Raw genomic sequence first — 24,148 nt, forward strand, 5'->3', positions numbered from 1 at the left:
GCAGTGAAGCGTTAACGCTGTCACTATCCACCAAATCTCACCCCTTGGCCTCTAAGGAGTCAGCTATGAGTGATAATCAACAACGTACGAACGCTTACCCAGAACCCCCGTTTCCGGATCAGCCGCAAACGCCGCCTGGCCTCGCCTCAGAAATGCAGCCCGTTCCAGACCACGGTGAAAAGAGCTACCGGGGCCATGGCCGGCTGGCGGGCAAGAAAGCCCTGATCACCGGCGGTGATTCAGGTATTGGCCGCGCGGTGGCGATCGCCTACGCCCGTGAAGGCGCTGACGTCGCCATCAACTATCTTCCTGAAGAAGAGAAAGATGCGGCAGACGTCATTGCATTGATTAAAGCCGAAGGCCGCGCCGCCGTTGCCCTGCCCGGCGATATCCGCGACGAGGCTTTTTGCCAAAATCTGGTAGAAGAGGCCGTTTCTCAACTTGGCGGGCTGGACATCCTGGTCAATAACGCGGGTCGTCAGCAATACCGAGAAACGCTGGAAGAACTCACTACCGAAGATTTCGACGCGACGTTTAAAACAAACGTCTATGCCCCTTTCTGGATAACGAAAGCGGCGCTTCGTCACCTGAAAGCGCCCGCGTCCATCATCAATACCTCTTCTGTTCAGGCGGCAAAACCGAGCCCGGTGCTGCTTGACTACGCACAGACCAAAGCCTGCCTCGTCGTCTTTACGAAGGCCCTGGCGAAACAGCTGGGTCCAAAAGGCATTCGCGTTAACGCGGTTGCGCCAGGCCCATACTGGACGGTCCTGCAATCCAGCGGCGGACAGCCGATGGAAAAAGTTAAGCAGTTTGGCGGCGATACCCCGCTGGGCCGTCCCGGCCAGCCTGCCGAGATTGCTCCTTTATACGTGACGCTGGCCTCGGACGAATGTTCGTTTACCTCAGGCCAGGTCTGGTGTTCTGATGGCGGTGATGGGGTTCTGTAACGCGCTGAAAATAACGCGATAATCATATCATTGAGCACTAAACGAACAAGGACGTTCTTTTATTCTCCCTGACAGCACCATCATGTAACTTAAATAGAGCAAATGTTAATAATATTTTGCTATCAAGTTATCAAAATTAAATAACTTCACTTGTCACCCGCCTCGCTCTGTTTTTAACATCGGCTATGGAAAAAAATGGTCTGTTCAGTCAGCGCATACGCTTGCGCCATTTGCATACTTTTGTGGCCGTCGCTCAACAGGGAACGCTGGGGCGAGCGGCTGAAACACTTAACCTCAGCCAGCCGGCCCTCTCGAAAACCCTGAACGAACTGGAACAACTTACCGGAACCCGGCTTTTCGATCGCGGTCGCATGGGCGCACAGCTTACCCTGGTAGGCGAGCAGTTCCTGACGCACGCCGTTAAGGTCCTGGACGCGCTGAATACCGCAGGTCAGGCCCTGAACCGTAAAGAAGAGCACACCCACGAGATCGTCCGCGTAGGCGCTCTGCCTACGGCGGCGCTAGGCATTTTGCCTGCAGTGGTGGGTCAATTTCACAAACATCAGCGGCATACCACCCTTCAGGTCGCGACCATGAATAACACCATGCTGCTCGCGGGGCTGAAATCGGGCGAACTGGATCTCGGTATCGGGCGGATGTCTGACCCTGAGCTGATGACCGGGCTTAATTACGAACTGCTGTTCCTGGAATCACTAAAGCTGGTCGTGCGGCCAAACCACCCCCTGTTACAGGATACGGTCACCTTAAGCCGCGTCATGGAATGGCCGGTAGTGGTATCACCCAAAGGGACAGTGCCGCGTCAAAATGCCGAAACGTTACTGCAAATGCAGGGCTGCTCGCTGTCGTCGGCCTGTATCGAAACCCTGTCGGCCTCTCTTTCACGCCAGCTTACCGTTGACTTTGATTATGTCTGGTTCGTGCCGTCCGGTGCGGTTAAAGATGATTTACGCCGGGGAACGCTCACCGCACTGCCGATCACCTCACCCGGCGCCGGTGAGCCCATCGGTATCTTAACCCGCGTTGATACGCCACTCTCCACGGGAGCGCAAACGTTACTCAGCGCTATTCGTAAATCTATGCCTGCCTGATCCGCCTCCACTGCCTTGCCTGGACCCGTCTATATGACGGGTTTTAGTCTTTCTCTAATCAAATAATGCGAAATCTTTCATTAACAATTGCGTAAAACAATTTAACAGTTCTATCATAGCCGCGAATTCACCAAATGGTTCGCACGCTATTTGTTAACCGTGGATTCTCGCGCTTATGAAGCCTCATGAGCGTAAATATCAGCATAACCCTCGTCTTTAGTTATCCATTTGGTACAGATGCCGCACAGCACAGTTCTGAAAGGACGGGAGTATTTAAGGAGACAGAAATGACATTTGGCAGCGCGCCGCGCGGGATACCTCGTATCCTGCAGTGGCTCCTTGCCGGGCTGATGGCGCTTATCGGTCTGGCAGTTGGCGGCTTGGGTTTCAAGCTCGTTACAGTAGGCGGAAGCGGGTACTTCCTGATAATGGGCGTAGTGATGTTGATCGCCGCCGTCCTGATTTTCACCAACCGCACCAGCGGCATCGTGCTCTACAGCCTCGCGTTTATTGCCTCGCTGTTCTGGGCCGTGAGCGATGCCGGCTGGGATTTCTGGCCGCTGTTCTCGCGCCTGTTCACGTTCGCCGTACTGGCGTTCCTGTGTGCCATCGTCTGGCCTTTCCTGCGCGCGGCAAACGGCAATGCGCAGATCCACAAAACGCCTGCATTTGGGATAGCAGCGGTACTCGCCGTGGCTATGCTGGTCAGCCTGGGCTGGATGTTTAAGCCGCAAACGCTGGTTGCCTCTAACGAAGCGGTACCGGTCAAGCCGGTCGCACCAGGCGAGCAGCAAAAGAACTGGGAGCACTGGGGTAACACCACCCACGGCGATCGTTTTGCCGCTCTCGACCAAATTAACAAACAGAACGTTAACGATCTGAAAGTGGCCTGGGTTGCCCATACCGGTGACATCCCTCAGAGCAACGGTTCCGGCGCGGAAGATCAGAATACCCCGCTGCAGGTGGGCGATACGCTGTATGTCTGTACGCCATACAGCAAAGTGCTGGCGCTGGACGTCGACTCCGGTAAAGAGAAATGGCGTTACGACTCGAAAGCAACTGCGCCAAACTGGCAGCGTTGCCGCGGTCTGGGCTATTTTGAAGATCATGCAAACGTGACAACGTCACAGGCTGAAGCACAGCCTGCGGCCTGCTCGCGCCGTCTCTTCCTGCCAACCACCGATGCGCGTCTGATTGCTATCAATGCGGATAACGGTAAGGTCTGTGAAGACTTTGGCGAGCACGGCACCGTTGACCTGAGCGTTGGCATGGGCGAAATCAAACCTGGCTACTATCAGCAGACCTCTACGCCGCTGGTGGCCGGGAATGTCGTGGTCGTTGGCGGACGCGTGGCGGATAACTACTCCACCGACGAACCGCCAGGCGTTGTGCGCGCATATGACGTGCATACCGGTAAACTGGCATGGGCATGGGATCCGGGTAATCCGAACCTGACCGGCCTGCCGCCGGAAGGCCAGACCTACACGCGCGGTACGCCAAACGTCTGGTCTGCAATGTCCTACGACGCTAAGCTGAACCTGATTTATCTGCCAACCGGTAACGCCACCCCAGACTTCTGGGCGGGTGAACGTACCGCACTGGACGACAAATACAGCTCATCAATCGTCGCCGTTGACGCCACGACCGGCCAGGTTCGCTGGCACTTCCAGACAACCCACCATGACTTGTGGGACTTCGACCTGCCTTCACAGCCGCTGCTGTACGATCTGCCAGACGGTAAAGGCGGCACCACGCCGGTGCTGGTGCAAACCAGCAAGCAGGGCATGATCTTTATGCTCAACCGCGAAACCGGTAAGCCTGTTGCTAAAGTTGAAGAGCGTCCTGTGCCTGCGGGTAACGTTGAGGGTGAACGCTACTCACCAACGCAGCCGTATTCCGTCGGCATGCCGATGATTGGCAACCAGACGCTGACCGAATCCGACATGTGGGGGGCAACGCCTGTTGACCTGCTGCTGTGCCGTATTCAGTTTAAAGAGATGCGTCATCAGGGCGTATTCACGCCTCCGGGTCTGGATCGTTCCCTGCAGTTCCCTGGCTCACTCGGCGGGATGAACTGGGGCAGCGTGTCGGTTGATCCGAACAATGGCCTGATGTTTGTTAACGATATGCGTCTGGGCCTGGCAAACTACATGGTGCCGCGCGCAAACGTGGCGAAAGATGCCAGCGGTATTGAGATGGGTATTGTACCGATGGACGGTACGCCGTTTGGCGCGATGCGCGAGCGCTTCCTGTCACCGCTGGGTATTCCATGTCAGAAGCCGCCGTTTGGTACCATGTCTGCGGTTGACCTGAAATCCGGCAAGCTGGTTTGGCAGGTTCCGGTAGGTACGGTAGAAGATACCGGACCGCTGGGTATTCGCATGCACATGCCAATCCCTATTGGGATGCCAACCCTCGGCGCGTCGCTCTCTACGCAGTCTGGCCTGCTGTTCTTTGCCGGCACCCAGGACTTCTACCTGCGCGCGTTTGATACCGCCACCGGGAAAGAGATCTGGAAAGACCGTCTGCCGGTGGGCAGTCAGTCCGGACCGATGACCTACGTTTCACCGAAAACCGGTAAACAGTACATCATCATCAACGCAGGTGGCGCACGTCAGTCACCGGATCGTGGCGACTACGTCATCGCGTACGCGTTACCCGATAAGAAGTAACCCATAAGAAAAGGGACCTGAGGGTCCCTTTTCTTTTTCATGAATCAGCCCGCAGATTAGAACGTCTCCCAGTTATCCCCGGAAACCGCAGCCGCAGGTCGTAAAGGCGCGCTCTTCACCGCGGCAGCAGACGCAACCGAACGGCTCGCATTCGCCCCGTTCAGACGAAAGGCCCCAACGGCCTCGGTCAGACGCGCGCCCTGTTCTTCCAACGATGCCGCCGCCGCGGATGCCTCTTCCACCAGCGAGGCGTTCTGCTGGGTCACTTTGTCCATCTCAGAAATAGCCTGACTCACCTGCACAATACCGCGGCTCTGTTCGTCGGACGCAGCAGCGATTTCCAGCATGATATCGGTGACGCGCTTCACCGCCTCGACGATCTCATTCATGGTATTGCCTGCCGCGACCACCTCGCCCGAACCCTGATCGATCAGGGATACCGATTCGTTGATCAGGCTTTCAATCTCTTTCGCCGCATTCGCGCTGCGGCTCGCCAGGGTGCGCACTTCACTTGCCACCACCGCAAATCCACGGCCCTGCTCGCCCGCACGCGCCGCCTCTACCGCCGCGTTAAGCGCCAGAATGTTGGTCTGGAAGGCAATGCTGTTAATCACCGCCGTGATCTCAGAGATCTTTTTCGAGCTGGTCGAGATATTGCCCATAGTTTTCACCACGCCGGACACCATTTGCCCACCACGGCTAGCCTTCCCGGAGGCATCTTCCGCCAGCTTGCTGGCATGATGCGCGTTATCGGCGTTCTGCTTCACCGTTGCGGTCAGCTGTTCCATGCTCGCTGCCGTCTGCTCGATTGCAGCGGCCTGCTGCTCGGTACGTGAAGAGAGATCGGTATTCCCCGCTGAAATCTCGCTGGTGCCGCGATAGATCTCCTCGGCACCCTGACGTACGGTACCCACGGTGTTCACCAGCGAATGCTGCATGGTTTGCAGATCGCGCGTCAGACGCCCAATTTCACTGCGCCCGGCCGCGTCGTCCGGCAGGGTTAAATCGCCTTTAGCGATATTTTCGATGCGGGTTGCCGCGCGCTGAAGCGGATGGATAACCGTGCGGCGCAGCACTACAAAGGTCATCGCCGTCAGCACCAGCGCCAGCGCAAAGGCCCCCACCATAAACATCAGACCCAGCTGCGTGCGGGTATGCGCCTGCGCCGTGAGGGCGTTTGCACGCTCGGTGCGGATTTTAATCGCCTTCAACAATACCGCGTTATAGGCATCATCCAGCGGCCGCGCGGTTTCGTTTTCATGGTTAATAATGGCTTCAAACATGCCGTTTTTGGCATATTTAAGCATTGGCTGGAGGCCTGCCACGTAGGCATCAAAACGCGCTTTCAGGTCGGTATCCAGCGCTTCGTCCGCAGACGTGCGAACCGAACGATTCATATACGAGGTGAAGCTGTCTTGCGACTGCTTAATGCGTGTTTCCGCCTCGCTGATGTTCTTCTTCATCGCATCCATTTCCGCAATGCGGCTCGCCGCACCGGCGTGGATCATATTGATTCGTGCCGTTCGCAGATGGTTGGAGCTGTTCGACAGCCCCATACGCACCTGAAGTTCTGAGGTGACATCCTGCTGATCGTGATCCGCCTGCAGCAAGAAATAGCCCGCGAGGCCTGCGCTTAAGGCAAACAGAAGAATAATGCCACCGAGAATGGAGGAAAACAGCGGAACCAGCCTGATGTGATGCAAGAAGCTCAGCTTGCGCTGCGCCTGCATCGAAGTTGTGTTGTCCATGACCGTCGACTCTCTTATAGGAAGATGCGTAAAAACACGCCTGTAAAATAGTCATCGGCACGGCAAGAAATTAGATTATGGCTAAAAGCGCCAGACAGGTCACACTTTAGAGAAGATTATTAAAGAAACGCCAGCGGCAAAAAACCGCTGGCAAAATAATCAGTTGTCGCCGAAATGAATGACGGTACGGATGGACTTCCCTTCATGCATCAGATCGAAGGCTTCGTTGATCTGCTCCAGCGGCAAACGGTGGGTAATGAACGGGTCGAGCTGAATTTTGCCAACCATTGCATCTTCAACCATGCCGGGCAGCTGGGTACGCCCCTTCACGCCACCAAAAGCGGAACCGCGCCATACGCGGCCGGTCACCAGCTGGAATGGACGGGTTTTGATCTCTTGACCCGCGCCAGCCACGCCGATGATGATGCTCTCGCCCCAGCCTTTGTGGCAGCATTCGAGCGCAGCGCGCATCACGTTAACGTTACCGATACATTCAAAGCTGAAGTCAACGCCGCCGTCGGTCAGCTCAACAATCACATCCTGAACCGGTTTTTCGTAATCTTTCGGGTTCACGAAGTCGGTCGCGCCCATTTCGCCTGCCAGCTTGAACTTCTCAGGGTTAGTATCGACCGCAATAATACGACTGGCTTTTGCCTGTACCGCTCCCTGAATCACCGCCAGACCAATCCCGCCCAGTCCGAAGACCGCCACGGTATCACCCTCTTTCACTTTCGCCGTATTGTGGACTGCACCGATACCGGTGGTCACGCCGCAGCCCAGCAGGCAGACTTTATCCAGCGGCGCCTGCGGGTTGACTTTTGCCAGAGAGATCTCCGCGCAAACGGTGTATTCGCTGAAGGTGCTGGTGCCCATATAGTGATAGATCGGCTCACCGTTGTAGGAGAAACGGGTGGTGCCGTCAGGCATCAGTCCCTTGCCCTGCGTCGCACGGACTGCCTGGCAGAGGTTGGTCTTACCGGATTTACAGAACTTACACTCGCCGCATTCGGCGGTGTACAGCGGAATGACGTGATCGCCCGGCTTCAGGCTGGTAACGCCCTCGCCAACGTCAACAACGATACCGCCGCCCTCGTGGCCGAGCACCGCCGGGAATACCCCTTCAGGATCGTCACCCGACAGGGTAAACGCGTCGGTATGGCATACGCCGGTATGGGTGATTTTGATCAGCACTTCGCCTTTCTTAGGCGGCGCGACGTCGATTTCAACGATTTTTAACGGCTGGCCTGGACCAAATGCGACAGCTGCGCGAGATTTCATGTGTCTCTTCCCTTGTTGTGAGGACTGTGGGTTTATTTTAGATAAGAGCGCAGTAAATGGCCGACTTCTGCCATCCGAACTGCCCGCTGATCCGGGGTTGTCTCCCCCGTCACCAGCTCATCTTTGAGGTGAATTTCGACCATTTCGCCCATCAGGCCGTTGGCAGCACCGCGCACGGCGGCAATTTGCTGCAGGATGGCAAGACAGGGTTCGCTGGACTCCAGCGCGCGTTCGAGGGCATCAACCTGTCCACGAATGCGTCTAACGCGCGTCAGAATTCGTTTTTTATCTGCGGGTGAATGCGGCATATGCGCTCCTTTGATACTATAGGGGGGTATGGTACCTACTTTATCCTCTTCATGTAAACATTAAGTTTTGCAGGGTTACTTGGCATATATCCGCACTGTACAAAATACAAAATCAGACCTACAGAGCCTTTTTAACGTCCGGAAACTTGCCTTCCAACTATTTTGTTTTTTATGTCATAGCAATTAGATAATATACGCATCATTGGCGCTGAACTCAGTTAAACCAAAATATTTCGTAGAGGGATGTTCATGATCGCGTGGCTCAGGAAAGTAAACAGATCTAAAAATTATGTGCTTAAGAGGACAAAATTACGGTTAAAACTTAATCTCTTGAGTACAGTAACGGCTCTTGCCCGCAGCCTGAAGGCTGGACGTGAGATGGACACAAACCACTTAGTCATACCGTTCATCGGAAAAGGGATCGGCGATGCTATCGTCATAGGTGGTGTGATTGAGACTCTTGTGAAACACAATTTCCGCGTATCTGTAATTGCAGATAAAAGAACGCATTTCTTATTTAAAGAATGGAGCAATTTAGAAAAATTATATTTCTATGACCCTAAGAATAAAAAAGAACTAGTGAAGACCCTTAGAAAACTGAATCCTTTCGTTTTTGTTGACTCACATGAAATAACGCATTCAAACGTCGATGTTTTTAATTTAATTCGAATTGTAAAACCGAGCAAAACAATTGGTTTTACAAATAAATACCGTATTTACGATGACGTCGTGAACGTTAAAAAACCTCTCGGGCACATTAGCACCCGATATAAAGATCTGTTAGAGCACGTTGGTATTGCAGCTACAGACTATGATTACACGGTTTTAATACCTGGTGAGGACGCGGAAGCGGCGGAAAAATTCATTCAGAAAACAACAATGAAAAAAATCATTGCATTTATTCCTTATGGTAGTGTTAGCGAACGTTTTTTTTCACTGGAACAAATCCAAGCCATCTCCTGCCACATAGCGCAATACCATCAATTATTTCACATAATTATTCTTGGGGAGCAGCATAAGATAAAGTCGATCCCGGACTCAGAATGCGTGACCAAAAATACCACACCTTCATTCTTTTCCGCCGCACAGATTATAAAAGACAGTGCATTAGTGATTTCCCCAGATACATCATTTGTCCATGTTTCAAGGGCGTTCAATAAGAGACTCATTTGTATCTATCCCTATAAGATACTCGTCGCACCAGCAGATAACGCCGACATTTGGGGACCAAACTATATATTAGCAACTCAAGTGAGACTAAAAGAACGGCGGGTTATGGATGCCGATATTCTCCCCATTTTAGAACTCATTGACCAGCAAATAAAGATTATCGTGGACAACGACAGCATATAGGAGACTCACAGTCTCAAATGGCTTCTCAGGCCTCTTAATTTCTTACGCCTGAGAAGCCCCAACCTCGCTCAACGCCCCCTTCCACGTAGCCTCAGCTTCACTTAATCTTAAAGTGGCACAAAATTATCTCAGGTGACTATGCTTAAGTGACCATCAAAAGGAGGTAACAATGTCTGATATCGACGCTGATAAACACGCAGAGTACGCTGGCGACAAGGCCAAAAATAAGCTCGACGCGCTGGCCGGTTCTGCCCAGCAGCAGTTTGGCGAATTCGTTGACTCACCGAAGCATCAGGTTAAAGGTGCAGCCAAAAAATACGCCGCACAGGCCAGTGACGCGGTATCTGATGTCACTGAAGCCGTTCGTAACAACCCTCTGTCAGGTTTGATTGCTGCAGGTGCAGTGGGTGTTGTTCTTGGGCTTCTCCTGGGACGTAAATAATGGCAGGCCCTTCGGGGCCTGATTTTCTCTACGCGCTTAATACCCCTTTCCAGCCGTTCTCGCCATCACTCTCCCCGGCTCCCTAATCATGTCCTCTGACGCAGGCCTCACTCGCTATCTCGTTATCGGAATAGGGAGAAACTGCAAAAACTTGTACATTTAAGCTGTACAGATTTATCTTCATGGTATAGATTCAATCACATCAATGTTACTGAAATGTTCTACAACGGTGGATAAATATGAGACGCAACCGCGCCCCCTCTTCAGCAGAAAGCGCCATCACGTTGTATTTTAACAAAAACAATATACCTTCCCAGCAGGAAACGCTGGGCCTGATCGTCAGCGAGATTATCAAAGAGAATGTACAACTCAGTAGAATGACAATTTGTACAAAGCTGCTGCGTCGTATAGAAGAATCCTCTTGTGAAGCTGAAAAAGCGCATTACAACGGCCTTATCGCTCTGTTCTTTGAGCGCTAATGTAAAAATGATTTTTACTTACTAAGTTGGTGTCGCGTGGATAGAAAAAAACTCTATCATTAGGCGATAACTAACCCAATGTTGCAGCCTTTACGGTGTAGCAGAGTGAGATTGAAGCTATGCATAGAACTAAATTCGAACGACTGAAAGATGACCTGATAGGTGAAGCCGTATTATCGATTCTGAAAGAGAACGGTCCTATCACCTTTGCGTCTCTGGCTAATCGATTATTTAGAATGGCTAACGTTGAATCAAATGATGAGCGTAGAAATGCGTTGATTGCAGCCGAGGACGAGGTACGTCAAAGAGTCACCGGCGTTTCTACCGATCAGGGAAGAATCATTGGTGATTACGACGCAGGCCGCATGCGCTCACTCTTTAAAAATGACACCCTATTTGCCCCAAATAAGAAACACTAATTGACAACACACACGGTGACCATCATGAGTAAGGCAATGAGACAGCAGACGTATAATTTTGAAGCGCTGCATGATAAAGGACTGGCAGAACATTTTTTAAATGCAGGGCAGCACCTTGATGATGAAGCTGAAGTGTTAGGTTCTGCAATTCGCTGTATTATGCTTTGTGGTGATAATCTTTCAAATAAAGAAGTCATATTGCAGTTGATTCATGCGCTCGAAATTACGAAAGAACCAGAGGTCTGTGACGTTATTCGTAATACGCTGGAAATTGTTGTCGGATTTACCCGCGACGATCTTTGAATTTAACTGCAGTCGAATCTTGCCTTACTTCATCTTCGCTGGTGGGTTAGTGGTGTAATACCACCCATTACCCCTGCCCCCAGCGTAATCTTTAACTAAACAACCGCACCATCCGATCTAACTCATCTTCCTTTACAGCCTTTGAAAGATAATATCCCTGAAAACTTTTCACCCCAAGGGCAACGAGTTTTTCAAATTTTTCTTCGCTATCGACACCTTCTGCTATGCATTCACTTCCGGTAATATCGCTGTAAAACTGGATCGTTTTAATAAGATTATAGTCGTTATCGTTAGCCCCAAATTGGGCCACAAGATCGCGATCGAGTTTAAGCCCATCAAAGTGAACCTGTCTCACAGGAAATAGCGTATGGTGATTTGAGAAACAATCATCCAAAAACAGTCGACAGCCCGTGTTACGCAAGCGCTGCATCGTTTCTGGGATCGTTTTATCTTTCATTACGTCAATACTTTCGGCAAATTCAAACACCAGTTTGTCGGACCACTGCGGCTTGAGCAGCATCTCGGTTGCTTTTTTAGCCATACCTGGCAACGCATTTCCTGAGGCAAGCTGAGGTGGAATGTTCACAGAAAAATAATATTTCCCGTTATATTTATTGATACCCGACACCGCTGCATGAATAACCATCGCAGTGACCTTAAGCCATATTTCAACATTAGAAATGTCAGATAAAAAGCTGGCAGGCTTGATAATTTTACCGTTGTCATTCCAGCGTAAAAGAATTTCAAATCCTACGACTTTTTTATAGCGATCGGTGATAATCTGATACGCAGGGAATATTTCTCTTTTAAGCAACGCGTTGAAGATCTCCATCTCCCTGCTAGAATAGACTTGCCTTTCATATTTTCTACCAACGACACCTTCTACTTTGAACGTGGTAGAATCCGTTAGCCATAGACGTATCAGATTTAATTTTCTTATACCCTCCTTTCGATGGGTATAAATCGTTTTATCAGACAAACCCATTTTTTCGCACTGTTCTTTTACCGACATGCCACGATAAAAATTTAACAGGACATCAAGCTCACGCTTCGTCAAGCCTTTAAAATTATCTTTATATGCGCAATCTAATGACTGTTGATGTAATAATCGAGAGCAGTCTCTAAACGCACTTGGGTTATTTTTAAAACAGTCAACCACGTCTGTAAGAGTGGCAACACGGATCATCGATAATTTGAGCTTATTATCAACAAGACTTCTCAGGGTGCGCTGCAGCCAGCTTACGGGAATACGGCCATAAATCGTCACCTCTCTTATAACCGGAAGCGAATTAAGCACAGAGGCGAGCCTCTTCAGGCAGGCCAGAAGATTAACGATATCTTTACCCGGAAATACGACGAGTTTAGTATGTTGGTTTTGAAGGATTTTCCCAATATCTCGCGGAGACACTTCATCATCGTTAAACTGAAGATGCGACGCATTTATCCCCTGTTCCTCAAGAAACAAACGATATCCCTGGAACGTGAAGGTGCAGGCAGAGATGACAAACTCTTGCTCATGACAAGCAACATTTTTTCGAGAAATATTTTGGGCCATAAGCTGCTCCTGGGTACAAAAAAACTACTTTCGCCTGATGGGAATATCCCCCTCGGCAAACGAAAGCATTTATATTCGAATGTTACAATTCACAACATTGCGTGTTATTTATATTAATCTTACAGCACCCCTCTACGTTAAGAAACAGTTATCACTCTCCTCTGGCCGAACATCTTTGCGTTAATCAATCCGTGGACTCATAAGCAGCATAAATATAACAATCTTTTCAAATAACAACGGCAAATATATTATTTGCGAGGTATAATACCCCTGCCGGACAGAAGACTGGATATTTCATCTCATCGGTTCGTTACAATAAGAGAAAATAGCTATGGATAATCATATCTCATCCAGGGCTCTGCTACATCGAAGGGATGTCATTAAAGGCAATCCGCGATTTAGCGAGGCAATAAAAGAGCACTACGCCATTAACAACGCAATCTATAAAAAACAACCTTTGTTCTATAAAACAATGCTGCAGGAATCTCGCTTCAACATTATCCTTTCAATGTGTTGTTTTATTTTTGGCAATCAAGCCGAGTCAGTTTCAGAGATAAAAGAATTATGCTCAAAATACAAAATAGCCAGTCCAAACAGTGTTATTGCAATCATTACCATACTTAGAACCACAGGGCGCATCAAGACCTGGCGCTGTACGGAAGACCGCCGAAAAACACGAATCGAACCCACGCAAAAAGGACTGGATGAACTTAAACGCTACATGTCAGGTGCATTTTTACCTGTGAGTATTTTATACCCCGCATTCAATATTAACGTAAACTTGCTAGACGTTGATATATTGAGAAATAATTTTTTCCGCCGCGCTTCTGAGTATCTTTTTAGAGGTTTAACGTTCCGGAAAGTCTTGCCGGAGGTCGGATTATTTATCGATAAAGATGGAGGTCGTATGATTATGTTATATCTCTACATGCAGGCGATAAAAAACAAAACTGCACATGGTGCTACTATCGACTACTCGGCGAGCACGCTCGCAAAAGAATTTTTTGTTTCACGGATCCACGTCAACCGGATTATAAAAACGGCGCAGGAAGAAGGTTACCTTAAGGATCGGGGCGACGGAAGAATGACAATTTATCCGGCGTTTATGGAATTGGTCGAAAACTATGCGGGATTATACTTTGCGTACGTGACTCACTATATCAACGTCGTGCCTAAAGAACGACGCCCCGCCATACATATCACAGCGACGGCATAACAAAACTGGCGTTCGGATCACCGAACGCCAGCGCGTTATCTTTCCCGCAACGCCTCTTTCGCTTTATTCAGCGGCTTCAGCAGGTAATCAATGATGGTTTTACTGCCGGTTTTAATATCAACGGTCGCAATCATGCCGGGAAACACCGGGAAATCTTTGCCCTGCTTGTTGGTCAGGTGGTTGCTGTCGGTACGAATATAGACGCGGTAATAGTAAACATCCCTTTTCACTTCATCCTGAAGCGTATCCGGCGAAATCATCGTCACCTCCCCCTCAAGACCGCCATAGATGGAGTAATCATAGGCCGTGATTTTTACGAGCGCTTTTTGCCCCGGATGAATAAACGCGACATCACGCGGGGAAATTTTGGCCTCGATCAGCATCTGGTCATCCAGCGGGACCAGGCTCATCAGTTTGCCGTTGGGAGGAATGACTCCGCCTACGGTCGTAACGTCGATGTCCTTAACGATCCCTCGGACCGGCGCGGTGAACGTCAGACGCGTCAGGGAATCTTCGCGGCCTTTCATCACCGAACGTTGCGCTTCAATTTCCGCATTCGCTTTTGCCAGCTCTTCGCGGGCGCGGACGTAATACTGGTTCTGCATTTCAGTGATCTTACTTTCCAGCTCGTTTTTTTGACGCTCAAGACGTAAGACTTCTACTTTGCTGGCCGCCCCTTGGGTGACCAGCGGACGGGTTAACGACAGTTCGCGCTGCACAAGATCGGCCCCCTGGCGTAAACCGGCTAATCCTTTTTCCAGGCTCTCGCGGCGGGACTGATACAGCGCCGTTTCCTGTTTTACCAGTTCGACGTCATCATCCAGCTCTGCGGGGAAGACCAGTTCCGTATTGTTCACCTCCGCATTCAAGCGTGCGGCCGTCGCCAGGGCCGCGTTCAGGCGGGACTCACTTTCCAGCACGCTCGACTCGGTTTTGGTGCGATCGAGCTGCGCAAGCTGCTGGCCCCGTTCGACAATATCACCCTCGCGCACCATCAGGCTGTGGATGATGCCCCCTTCCAGGGACTGAATCACCTGTTCATGGGAGGACGGTATGACCTTGCCGCTCCCGGTGGTCACTTCATCCAGATGGAACAGGCTCGCCCAGGTAATAAATACCACCAGAAGAGCAAAGAGCGCCCACGCTACCAGGGTTGAACGCGGCAGACGCGGTTCCTTCAGGCGGCTATTAAAGCGGGAAAAATCATTCATGCTACGCCCTCCTGTGCTACCGCCGCGGGCTTCATGGTCACGGTGCGCTGCGGTGATTTTTGCGCGGCCATGCCGTGCTGGTTCAAAATCGTATCGCGGGGACCATCCATCACTACCTTACCGTTTTCCAGCACGATGATGCGGTCGACCAGGTCGAGGATAGGCAGGCGGTGCGTGGCCACTACCAGCGTCCGGCGCTTGCCGAGCCACTGATGAAGATGCTGAATAAACTGTTTCTCGCTCATCTCATCCAGCCAGGCGGTTGGTTCATCGAGCAACAGAATGTTCGGGGACGTTATCAGCGCCCGCGCCAGCAGCAGCGCCTGTCGCTGCCCGCCGGACAGCCCAGCCCCGCCTTCGTTAATGATGTAGTTCAGCCCCATTTTCTGTTTGCGTACAAACTCCAGCGCGCCGCTGTTGACCAACGCCTGGTGGATTTCCTCATCCGTTGCCAGCGGATTGCCCATCAGAATGTTGTCGCGCACGGAACCGAAGAACAGGCGCGCCTGCTGGCCGAGCAGCTGCATATCCCGACGCACGTCAGCCGTATCCAGATGGTTTAACGCAATATCATCCAGCAGAATGCTGCCCTGTTGGGGTTCCTGCATCCCCGCAAGGATTTGCAGCAAGGTGCTTTTCCCTGAACCGTTACGGCCAAGCACCGCAATGCGCTCCCCGGCACGGATCTGCAGTTTCTTGATGTTCAGGACGGTCAGTTTTTCTTCTTCGTCGTACCAGAATCCAACGTCCTCAAGCACGTAGTCACCGCGCAGGTGCGCTTTATGCACTTTCTTACCCTGCTGCGGATCGTCAATTGGGCGCTGCATCAGGTCGTCCAGCCCCTTGCGCGCCACCTTGGCCGACTGCCAGCGCGACAGCACGCCGGAAATCTGCGACAACGGGGCAATCGTCCGCGACGCAAGGATTGAGGTCCCCACCAGCGCGCCGGTGGTCATATCCCCGCTAATCACCAGGTAGCAGCCCACCAGCAGCACGACGGCGTAAACGATGGACTGCACTTCCTGGGTCCAGGTCAGCAACAGTCCCGTCAGCCAGCGCTGCTTCATCCCTACGCTGGCGGCAACGTCATTGGTGTTATTCCACTGATTCTGGAAGCGCTGCTCGGCGCGCATCAGCTTGATGTCTTCAATGCCCTGCACCGCTTCCACCAGGGTGGCGTTACGAATCGCGGATTCGCGCATCCCTTCGCTGGAGAGTTTCCCCAGCGGGCGCTGCACCAGCAGGCCGGGAATGAGCAGCAGCGGCACGGCGAGCAGAACCACCAGCACCAGCGGGCCGCCAATCATCCACAGAATGAAAACAAACAGCAGGAAGAATGGCAGATCGGAGATGGCCGCAATGGTCGTTGAGGTAATCAGCTCACGCACCGACTCCAGCTCACGGATCTGGGCGATAAACGAGCCGGTGGATTTCGACCGGGCACCGTTCTTGATGCGCAGCGCGTGGGCAAAAACGCGCTCTGAGATGCGCAGGTCAGCGCGTTTCCCGACTACGTCCGAAATGTGCACGCGCAGCATGCGCATGATGAATTCGAAGACAATGGCGATCATGACGCCGCCAAACAGCACCCACAGCGTGGCTTCGGACTGCGACGGCACGACGCGGTCGTACACCTGCATGGAAAACACCATGCCCGACAGCGCCAGCACGTTGGCGACCAGCGCCACCAGCATGATATCGCTGTAACGCCGCCAGTCTTTCAGCGCCAGCTTCCAGAACCAGTTTTTCTCATAGGGTTTGATGTAGTCATCCACGCGCGCGTCCGGCGTGGACTCCAGCGGGCGCAGTACCAGCAGCCCTTTAAGCCGTGTCCCCAGTTCCTCACGCGTTAATGTCGTCTCCAGCCCGCCGTCACCGCTGAACTGCAGGCTGATATTCCCTTCGCCGTCCATACGGTTAATTACCGCGATTTGCCCGCCGGTAAATTCAGCCAGCAGCGGCATGCGCCACGGATCGAGAGACGCAGCCTCAGGCGAAACGACACGCACCCCAAGCCCCAGCTGGCGTGCCATCTCTTCAAGCACCAGCTGTCGCGGAGACTGGCTTTCATGGTTAATCGTGACCCTAACATGCTCCGCCGAGAAATCCAGCCGGTAGTGCTTTGCGATGATCAGCATGCCCTGCAGCCAGGGTTCGTACTGTGGATGTGTCTTCATAATGCTACGTCCTGTCCAGTGCGATAATTTCGCACTGAAATTTTACCTTTACGGGAAGATTTAAATTCGAATGTTCTCTAAACGAGCCCGCAAAATAATCTTGTGAAATATAGGGTTATGACTATTCGTGTAAAGAAACGCAAAAGGCCGCGGGGAGTGATCCCCGCGGCGTGGTTTTACGCAATTAACAGCTGATGATTGGCCAGCAGCGTCGCCAGATCCGTCTGGACGCCATTCAGCGTGACCAGCGTGGTTGGAGAGAACTGACCGCCCGTTCCGTCCAGGTCAACCTGGATCTCGGTATTACTGCCGTTCTGCACGACGCGGATGTAATCGGCAATATTACCCGCGCTGCTGTCCAGCGTTGCCACTCCGTTCACGTAGCTCGCCGAGCCCGTGCCGGTATAACCACTGTCAGAAAGCAGATCGCGCAGGTCGATACGATCCGTATCCGCCGTGCCTTCCCAGGTGCCGACGGTGAAGCCGTTCACCACATCACTCCCATTGCCGCCCGTCGCATCTGCGGCGTTGATCAGCTTGTAGAGCAACGTATCGTGCCCGCCGCTGCCAATGTTGAAGGTGTCGTTACCGCCGCGTCCTTCAAACTGGTTATCACCGCTGTTGCCGGTAATGACGTCGTCGAAGTTCGAGCCGTTGATGCCTTCAATGTTGACCAGACGCGTGGTGCCAAAGCCTGTGTCCTGGGCCGTTGACAGCCGCAGGTCAACCGTGACGCCAGAGGTCGCATTGCGGTAATCCACCACGTCCATCCCACCGGTATTGCTCCAGGTGTCGTAGTCGGAATGGGTATTCCAGCCGCCAGAGCCGTTGTAGGTATAGGTGCCATCCTCTGCGATAAAGGTATCGTTATACCCGGTTCCGGTGAGGGTTCCGCTGTGGCCGCCGGTCGCCGCTTCGGCCGTCAGGACATAGCCTTCCTTGCCGTTGCCCGCTTCAAGACCGTCCCACGTGACGTTATCCGACACGCCGTTGGTGATCTTCACAATCTCTGCCGAATAGGTTTCGTTCGGATCCAGCCCGTAGAAACTCACCAGCGCGGAGGTATCGTTCGAACCAATACCGGACTGGGCGTTGATAATCTGCGACGCCACCAGTACGCCGGAGGCGTTATACAGATTGACCGTATTGCCGTAGTAGGCGTTGATGCCTTCGCTGTCGACAATGTGCAGATGCATCGCGGTACCGTCAGCAATGGTCTTGCTATTTTGTACCAGCACCACCTTACCGTTCTGCTGAGAAACCAGCAGATCCTGCGCGCCGTCCCAGTTGTAATCCACCGCGGCAACGCCGGTGACGTTCGCAAGCCCCGACGCCAGCTGGCTTGAGGTCCAGGTTGAACCGTAGCCGTTGTTGGTGAACAAAGTTGCCGTCTGCGAACCGCCGTAGGTGCTGAGCTTGACGATGTCCATCTGCCCGTCACCGTTCCAGTCTACCGCCACCGACAGATAGCCCGCCGATGCGTTTGAGGCTTCAACCGCGCTCTTCGTGGTGGACAACTGCCCTGCACCGTTGTTGTAGTAAATCACTCCACCGGTATTGTTGTAGCTGCTGCCCAGGTACAGGTCCATGTAGCCATCGCCGTTGAAGTCCGCCCACGTCATGGACGCCGCCGTGGTGGTATTCGCGGCGTTAACCACAAACACGTTGGTCATGTTCTGCCCGATGGACAGCGTACCGTTACCGTTGTTGTTCATCACGGTCAGCGAGTACGCGCCGCTACGGTTGGTGTGCTGCACAATGTCTACGGTCCCGTCGTTGTTCAGGTCGACGCCGGAGATTTCACGCATGGTGGTGAATTGCCCCCAGAAGCCGGCCCCGCCGTTGGTACCATCCGGCGACAGTACGCCGTTGTTGTTGATCAGGTAAGTGATGGAGTCAGCACCCGCATCGCCGTACGCCAGGTCAAGATACCCATCGCCCGTTTTGTCGTACGCCACCACACCGCCGTACCAGATGGTGGTGCCCATCGCCAGCTGGCTGGCGTTATAGGTGCTGCCATCGTAGGTCCACATGACCTGCGTAGAGCCTGCGTAGCCGGTTTCAGTGCCGAAGACATCCTGCGTGCCGTTTCGGTCAAAGTCGGCTGCCGTCTGGCTGACCACGTTGTAGGAACGAGTATTGGTCAGCGCATTACCTGCATAAGAGGAGCTATCGCTGCTGGAGTAAGACTGACCGTTCGCAATAATATTCCACAAGCCGCTGCTGTTCGTGCCGAGGGTCATGGTCGAGTTGTTGCTGTTCCCCGCCGTAGTCGCCCAGTCGGTATTTACCGAGGTGGTATCAATTACCAGGCTGCCGGTGGACGCTCCGGTATTATTACCGTTCCCCGCGCTGCTCTTCACCTGTGCCGTCACGCTGTAGCTCGCCACGCCAAGTGCATCGCTGTCCGGGATCTGCAGATACCAGGTGTTGTGATCCGGGTCGACTACCACCGCACCGCCGGTCTGCGAGGTGTAGGTTTTACCGTTGACGATAACCGTCAAGTATTCCCCGTTCACCAGATCCGCAGAGACCGTACCGCTAATAATCGGCGTGGTATCCGAGGTTGTTTGTGCAGTAATCGCCGCCGTGGTCGTCGGGATGCTGGTGTCCACATTCAGCACGAAACCGTCAGACTCGGTGTAGTTACCGGCTTTGTCGGTGACGCGCACAATGTAGGTATGATTGCCGTCGAGCAAGCCATTGTCCTGGAAGGACCAGCTTGCGCTGCCGTTCATCGTGACCTGGCCTAACAGCAGCCCATCGCGATAGAGCTGCACAATCTCACCCTCGTCCGGCGAGCGGTTCAGCGTACCGTTGATTACAGGAGAGTCATCGTCGGTTGCAACCGTGGAACCAAAGGTCCCCTGACGCTCGCCTTCACCGTCGGTATAGCTGACAACGGTCCCCACCGTAGACGGTGGCGTGGTATCTACCGTAACCACCTGCGATGAGGTGGAACCGACGTTGCCCGCCTGGTCGATGATGCGCACCTGATAGGTGTAATCGCCGTCGGCCAGGTCGCGGGTATCGGTGTAGCTCCAGCGCTGGTTGGTGACGGTCGTATCGACCCAGGTATTGCCGCCGTCCAGGCTGATTTGCACACGCTCATCGCTTGCCAACGCGCTGCCCAGCGAGCCGTTAAGAGTCAGCGTAGTGTCCATGGTGATGAAATCACTGCTGGACTGCCCGGTATCTTCACTGATGCTGTCAATGGTGATGCCGTACTGCGGCGCCTGTGTATCCACCGTGACGGCCTGCGACGTGGTTGCCCCGACGTTACCCGCCTGATCGACCACACGTACCTGATAGTTGTAGCTTCCGTCGGTCAGCGTGCGCGTGTCGTTATAGCTCCACTGCGTGCCGCTTACGGTGGCGTAAACCCAGGTCGTACCCCCGTCCATGCTGACCTGAACATATTCACCCGCGCCGAGTTCTGCGCCGAGCGTCCCGTTCAGCGTGTACGACGTTGAACTGGTCAGGAAGTCGTTATTGTCGAAGCCGGTATCCACGGCGATGTTATCTACGGTCACCGTAATGGCGGCATCCGGCGCTACCGTATCAACGGTGACCTGCTGATGGGCGCTGGAGCCGATATTGCCCGCCGCATCCACCACGCGCACGTAGTAGTCATAGGTCTGATTACCCAGCGTACGCCCGTCCACGTAGTACCAGCTGTTGCTGGTGACAATCACGTTCTGCCAGGTCACGCCGCCGTCAATGCTGATCTGGGCGTATTCGCCGTCGGCCAGCGTCGCGCCCAGCGTACCGTGCAAGGTCAGCGAGGTATCGTTGGTGATAAAGTCGCTGGCGCTCAGGCCGGTATCGTCACTGATGCTGTCGATCGAGATGGTCTTGCTCGCATCTGGCGCAACGGTATCAATGGTCACCACCTGGCTGGCGGTGGCGCTGATATTGCCCGCAACGTCAATCACGCGGAGCTGATAGTTGTAGTCCCCATCGGCCAGCGTACGGCCATCTACGTAGGTCCAGCTCAGACCGCTCACGCTGACGTCGGTCCAGGTGACGCCGCCGTCCAGGCTGATCTGCGCATGGTCGCCGCTTCCCAGCGCGGCCCCGAGCGTCCCTTTCAGGCTGATCTGGTTGTCGCTGGTGATAAAGTCGCTGCCAGACAGACCGGTGTCCTGGGTCACAGAGTCCACCGTGATGGTGGTTGCGACAGGCGCGGTAAGGTCAATCACCACGTCCTGACTGTCCGTTGCCCCCACGTTCCCGGCGTTGTCGATAACGCGAACCTGGTACAGGTAGGTCCCATCCGTCAGCGTGCGGCCATCGGCGTAGCGCCATGAGGTACCGGTGACGGTCAGGTCAATCCAGGTTGCCCCACCGTCCACGCTGATCTGCGCTTTCTCGTTATTGCCGAGCTGGGCGGTCAGAGAACCGTTCACGACCACCTGGCCGTCGTTGGTGATGAAATCACTCGTGCTTAAGCCGGTATCGTTCTGCAGAGAATCAATGCTGATCCCCATCGACGGCGCGGTCAGATCCACGGTAACCGTATGGTTATCGCTGGCGCTGTTGCCGATGGTATTGCTGACCTGCGCGTTGATAACATACGAACCGCCGTCCGCCAGGGCGCTCACGTCTGCGCTGCCGAGCGTATAGCTCCAGCTACCGTCATTCTGCACGGTAGCCGTATACGTTTTACCGTTCAGCGTAATGGTCACCGTCTGGCCCGCAGGCGCGTCGGTGGTACCGCTGACGACCAGCGGCGTGCCGTGCTCTGCGGCGCTGACAATATCATCTTCCGCAAAGGTGTTGATGGCGATCGTCGGGACGTCTCCGCTCAGCGTCACGTCGTGCGTTGTGCTGCCCGGGTTACCGGCTTTATCGCTCACCGTGGCGGTGAGGGTGTAGTCACCGTCTGTCAGGCCGAGGAAATCACGACCCGGTACAAATACCGACCACGAACCGTCTGCCGCGACGGTCGCCTGATAGCTGTGCCCGTTGAAGGCAACCGTCACCGTCTGGCCCTGTTCCGCCGTGGTGGTACCGCTGATGGTTTGGCCCGCCAGCTGCTCCGCGTTATTGACGATATCGTCATCCGCCACGGTGCTGATGGTGACGGTCGGCGCCACGGTATCTACCGTTAAGGTGTGCGTAGTTTGACCATTGTTACCCGCTTTGTCGTTCACCGACGCGCTGACGGTCAGCGCGCCTTCGCTCAGGTTGGCAAGGTCGGCTGCCGGAACGTCCAGCGTCCATGTGCCGTCGTTTGCGACCGTTGCGGTGTAGGTTTTGCCGCCCAGCGTCACGGTTACCGTCTGGCCTGCTTCCGCACTGGAAGCGCCGTGTACGGTGAGCGGCTGCTGCGCTTCTGCCGCGTTCAGGACGTCATCGCCGGAGAGCGTGGCAATGCTCACCACCGGCGCAGTGGTATCCACGCTGATGCTGTGCGTTGCCGAGGCGCTGTTGCCCGCGCTGTCCTGCGCAGAGACCGCCACCTGATAGCTCGCGCCATCAGCCAGTACCCCCACATCTGCCGCAGGAACGGTGGTTGTCCAGGAGCCATCGCTCTGAATGGTGGCCGTGTAGCTCTTACCGTTCAGGGTGACGGTGACCTGGGTACCGCTGGCAAACTGCGCGCTTGAGCCGTTAATCACCAGCGCGTTGCCCGCTTCTGCCGCGTTAATCACATCATCACCGCTCAGGGTGTTGACGGTCAGCGCGACGGAAGCGGTGTTCACGAGCACGTCATGCGTTTGGGTGCTGCTGTTACCCGCGCTGTCGGTGATGGTCGCACTGATGGTCACGGTGCCATCGGTCAGTGCGGAAATCACGCTGGCCGGTACGCCTACGCTCCAGTTGCCGCTGGCGTCCACGGTGGTGGTGTACTGGTTTGAGCCAATAGTAATGACCAGCTTATCGCCGACGCTCGCACCGGTTGCCGATCCGCTGACGATCTGCGCCTGCGCATGTTCCTGGCCGTTGATGACGTTATCGCCCGCCACGACGTTAAAGCTGACGGTCGGCGGCGTGGTATCAAGCGTAATCGCCTTATCGGCGCTGCCCGGGTTACCCGCGGCATCGCTCACGCTCGCCTGGACGGTGTACCCGCTGTCGGCCAGCGCCGTCAGGTCTGCCGATGGCACGCTGACGCTCCAGATACCGCCCTGCTGAACCTGTGCGGTGTAGCTATTGCCGCCGAGCGTCACGGTCACCGTCTGCCCAACCTCTGCCGTTGTCGTCCCGGAAACCGTCACACCCGCACCGGCTTCACTGCCGTTGATCACGTTATCGCCCGCAACCGTATCGATGCTCACGGTTGGCGCGGTGGCATCCACGCTGTACTCGCGGCCCGCCGACGCGCTGTTGCCGTTGATGTTAGTAACGCTCACCTGCACGCTGGCGTCGCCGTCCTTCAGGCCCGCCAGATCCGCAGATGGGACGGTGGCGGTCCAGTTGCCGTCGGCATCCACGGTCGCGGTGTAACGCTTACCACCAAAGGTGATGGTGACGATCTGGTTTTCTTCCACGTTGGTGGTGCTGCCCGAGAGCACCAGATCCGCGCCCTTCTCCGCCGCATTGACCACGTCGTCGGTGGCGATGGCGTCAATGCTGATGGCCACCGCTGCCAGGTCGACGATCACGTCGTGGCTGATGCTCACCGGGTTACCTGCCGTGCTCTGGCCCGTAACGGTGACGGTCACCGTCCCCGCCGCCAGGGCGCCGACGTCTGCTGCCGGAACTGCTGCGCTCCAGGAGCCGTCCGCCAGAACGGAAGCCGCATAGGTTTTGCCATTAATGGTCACGGTGAGCGTGGTGCCCGCCGCCAGCCCGTCGCTGGAGCCGGTCACGATCAGGTTCTGCCCGTGCTCGATGGTGTTGATCACGTCATCACCCGCCACGGTGTCCACGCGCAGCCCCGGCAGGTTGGCGTCGATGGTGATATCGCGCTCGCCCGCGC

At 54.2% G+C, this 24,148-nt stretch carries 16 protein-coding genes; 9 read left to right on the forward strand and 7 right to left on the reverse strand.

From position 1 onward, the window contains the following. Positions 1-65 precede the first annotated feature (65 nt). The 3 genes from V5P19_RS05945 (at position 66) to V5P19_RS05955 (ending at position 4,731) form a co-directional block, all read left to right on the forward strand. Complete coding sequence (locus V5P19_RS05945; protein WP_334401047.1) at positions 66-950, forward strand: SDR family oxidoreductase; 885 nt, start codon at positions 66-68, stop codon at positions 948-950. A 185-nt stretch (positions 951-1,135) separates the two neighbouring features. After that, the gene (locus V5P19_RS05950; protein WP_334401049.1) at positions 1,136-2,059 is read left to right on the forward strand and encodes a LysR substrate-binding domain-containing protein; all 924 of its coding nucleotides are present in this window, start codon (positions 1,136-1,138) and stop codon (positions 2,057-2,059) included. A gap of 287 nt (positions 2,060-2,346) precedes the next feature. After that, a complete protein-coding gene (locus tag V5P19_RS05955) occupies positions 2,347-4,731 on the forward strand; it encodes a glucose/quinate/shikimate family membrane-bound PQQ-dependent dehydrogenase (protein ID WP_334401050.1) in 2,385 nt (794 codons plus the stop codon). A gap of 56 nt (positions 4,732-4,787) precedes the next feature. Here V5P19_RS05955 and V5P19_RS05960 read toward each other — a convergent pair whose 3' ends face one another. The 3 genes from V5P19_RS05960 to V5P19_RS05970 all read right to left on the reverse strand — a co-directional run bounded on the left by V5P19_RS05960 (position 4,788) and on the right by V5P19_RS05970 (position 8,065). Beyond that, a complete protein-coding gene (locus tag V5P19_RS05960; RefSeq protein WP_334401052.1) occupies positions 4,788-6,479 on the reverse strand; it encodes a methyl-accepting chemotaxis protein in 1,692 nt (563 codons plus the stop codon). 159 nt (positions 6,480-6,638) lie between these two features. Further along, positions 6,639-7,757 (reverse strand): S-(hydroxymethyl)glutathione dehydrogenase/class III alcohol dehydrogenase, encoded by a 1,119-nt coding sequence (locus V5P19_RS05965; protein ID WP_334401054.1) that lies wholly within the window; start codon positions 7,755-7,757, stop codon positions 6,639-6,641. A 32-nt stretch (positions 7,758-7,789) separates the two neighbouring features. Then, positions 7,790-8,065 carry a metal/formaldehyde-sensitive transcriptional repressor gene (locus V5P19_RS05970; RefSeq protein ID WP_334401056.1) on the reverse strand — a complete coding sequence of 92 codons (276 nt, stop codon included), beginning with the start codon at positions 8,063-8,065 and terminating at the stop codon, positions 7,790-7,792. A gap of 249 nt (positions 8,066-8,314) precedes the next feature. On the opposite strand from V5P19_RS05970, the gene V5P19_RS05975 reads away from it, so the two are divergent. The 5 genes from V5P19_RS05975 (at position 8,315) to V5P19_RS05995 (ending at position 11,061) form a co-directional block, all read left to right on the forward strand. Next, positions 8,315-9,418: a glycosyltransferase family 9 protein gene (locus tag V5P19_RS05975; RefSeq protein WP_334401058.1), complete on the forward strand. Its 1,104-nt coding sequence runs from the start codon at positions 8,315-8,317 to the stop codon at positions 9,416-9,418. A gap of 169 nt (positions 9,419-9,587) precedes the next feature. Continuing rightward, on the forward strand, positions 9,588-9,860 hold the full coding sequence (locus V5P19_RS05980) for a CsbD family protein (RefSeq protein ID WP_334401060.1): 273 nt from the start codon (positions 9,588-9,590) through the stop codon (positions 9,858-9,860). Positions 9,861-10,099: 239 nt separating this feature from the next. After that, positions 10,100-10,339, forward strand: a complete 240-nt coding sequence (gene ycgZ / locus V5P19_RS05985) for a regulatory protein YcgZ (protein WP_334401062.1) — start codon at positions 10,100-10,102, stop codon at positions 10,337-10,339. Positions 10,340-10,458: 119 nt separating this feature from the next. Further along, entirely contained in the window at positions 10,459-10,758 is a 300-nt protein-coding gene (locus tag V5P19_RS05990; RefSeq protein WP_334401064.1) for a hypothetical protein, read from the forward strand. Between the two features lie 24 nt (positions 10,759-10,782). Next, the gene (locus V5P19_RS05995) at positions 10,783-11,061 is read left to right on the forward strand and encodes a biofilm development regulator YmgB/AriR family protein (protein ID WP_334401066.1); all 279 of its coding nucleotides are present in this window, start codon (positions 10,783-10,785) and stop codon (positions 11,059-11,061) included. Positions 11,062-11,152: 91 nt separating this feature from the next. Here the strand turns inward: V5P19_RS05995 and V5P19_RS06000 are convergent, their stop codons facing one another. Further along, complete coding sequence (locus V5P19_RS06000) at positions 11,153-12,616, reverse strand: EAL domain-containing protein (protein ID WP_334401068.1); 1,464 nt, start codon at positions 12,614-12,616, stop codon at positions 11,153-11,155. A 331-nt stretch (positions 12,617-12,947) separates the two neighbouring features. Here V5P19_RS06000 and V5P19_RS06005 point away from each other — a divergent pair, with 331 nt between their 5' ends. After that, positions 12,948-13,832, forward strand: a complete 885-nt coding sequence (locus V5P19_RS06005; protein WP_334401069.1) for a MarR family transcriptional regulator — start codon at positions 12,948-12,950, stop codon at positions 13,830-13,832. Positions 13,833-13,867: 35 nt separating this feature from the next. Here V5P19_RS06005 and V5P19_RS06010 read toward each other — a convergent pair whose 3' ends face one another. The 3 genes from V5P19_RS06010 to V5P19_RS06020 form a co-directional block, all read right to left on the reverse strand. Next, entirely contained in the window at positions 13,868-15,043 is a 1,176-nt protein-coding gene (locus tag V5P19_RS06010; protein ID WP_334401070.1) for an HlyD family type I secretion periplasmic adaptor subunit, read from the reverse strand. Continuing rightward, the gene (locus V5P19_RS06015) at positions 15,040-17,220 is read right to left on the reverse strand and encodes a type I secretion system permease/ATPase (RefSeq protein WP_334401071.1); all 2,181 of its coding nucleotides are present in this window, start codon (positions 17,218-17,220) and stop codon (positions 15,040-15,042) included. The genes V5P19_RS06010 and V5P19_RS06015 overlap by 4 nt, the downstream gene beginning before the upstream one ends. 176 nt (positions 17,221-17,396) lie before the next feature. Continuing rightward, positions 17,397-24,148, reverse strand: a 6,752-nt coding sequence (locus V5P19_RS06020) for an Ig-like domain-containing protein (RefSeq protein ID WP_334401073.1), incomplete at its 5' end; no start/stop codon positions are given.

The sequence above is a fragment of the Enterobacter sp. UNJFSC 003 genome, from assembly GCF_036903355.1.
Taxonomy (GTDB): domain Bacteria; phylum Pseudomonadota; class Gammaproteobacteria; order Enterobacterales; family Enterobacteriaceae; genus Enterobacter.

Coding starts and splice junctions, on each gene's coding strand:
- V5P19_RS05980 (WP_334401060.1), top strand. CDS start 9,588: ATGTCTGATATCGACGCTGATAAACACGCAGAGTACGCTGGCGACAAG.
- ycgZ (WP_334401062.1), top strand. CDS start 10,100: ATGAGACGCAACCGCGCCCCCTCTTCAGCAGAAAGCGCCATCACGTTG.
- V5P19_RS06005 (WP_334401069.1), top strand. CDS start 12,948: ATGGATAATCATATCTCATCCAGGGCTCTGCTACATCGAAGGGATGTC.
- V5P19_RS05970 (WP_334401056.1), bottom strand. CDS start 8,065: ATGCCGCATTCACCCGCAGATAAAAAACGAATTCTGACGCGCGTTAGA.
- V5P19_RS05990 (WP_334401064.1), top strand. CDS start 10,459: ATGCATAGAACTAAATTCGAACGACTGAAAGATGACCTGATAGGTGAA.
- V5P19_RS05960 (WP_334401052.1), bottom strand. CDS start 6,479: ATGGACAACACAACTTCGATGCAGGCGCAGCGCAAGCTGAGCTTCTTG.
- V5P19_RS06000 (WP_334401068.1), bottom strand. CDS start 12,616: ATGGCCCAAAATATTTCTCGAAAAAATGTTGCTTGTCATGAGCAAGAG.
- V5P19_RS05995 (WP_334401066.1), top strand. CDS start 10,783: ATGAGTAAGGCAATGAGACAGCAGACGTATAATTTTGAAGCGCTGCAT.
- V5P19_RS05955 (WP_334401050.1), top strand. CDS start 2,347: ATGACATTTGGCAGCGCGCCGCGCGGGATACCTCGTATCCTGCAGTGG.
- V5P19_RS06010 (WP_334401070.1), bottom strand. CDS start 15,043: ATGAATGATTTTTCCCGCTTTAATAGCCGCCTGAAGGAACCGCGTCTG.
- V5P19_RS05945 (WP_334401047.1), top strand. CDS start 66: ATGAGTGATAATCAACAACGTACGAACGCTTACCCAGAACCCCCGTTT.
- V5P19_RS05975 (WP_334401058.1), top strand. CDS start 8,315: ATGATCGCGTGGCTCAGGAAAGTAAACAGATCTAAAAATTATGTGCTT.
- V5P19_RS05950 (WP_334401049.1), top strand. CDS start 1,136: ATGGAAAAAAATGGTCTGTTCAGTCAGCGCATACGCTTGCGCCATTTG.
- V5P19_RS06015 (WP_334401071.1), bottom strand. CDS start 17,220: ATGAAGACACATCCACAGTACGAACCCTGGCTGCAGGGCATGCTGATC.
- V5P19_RS05965 (WP_334401054.1), bottom strand. CDS start 7,757: ATGAAATCTCGCGCAGCTGTCGCATTTGGTCCAGGCCAGCCGTTAAAA.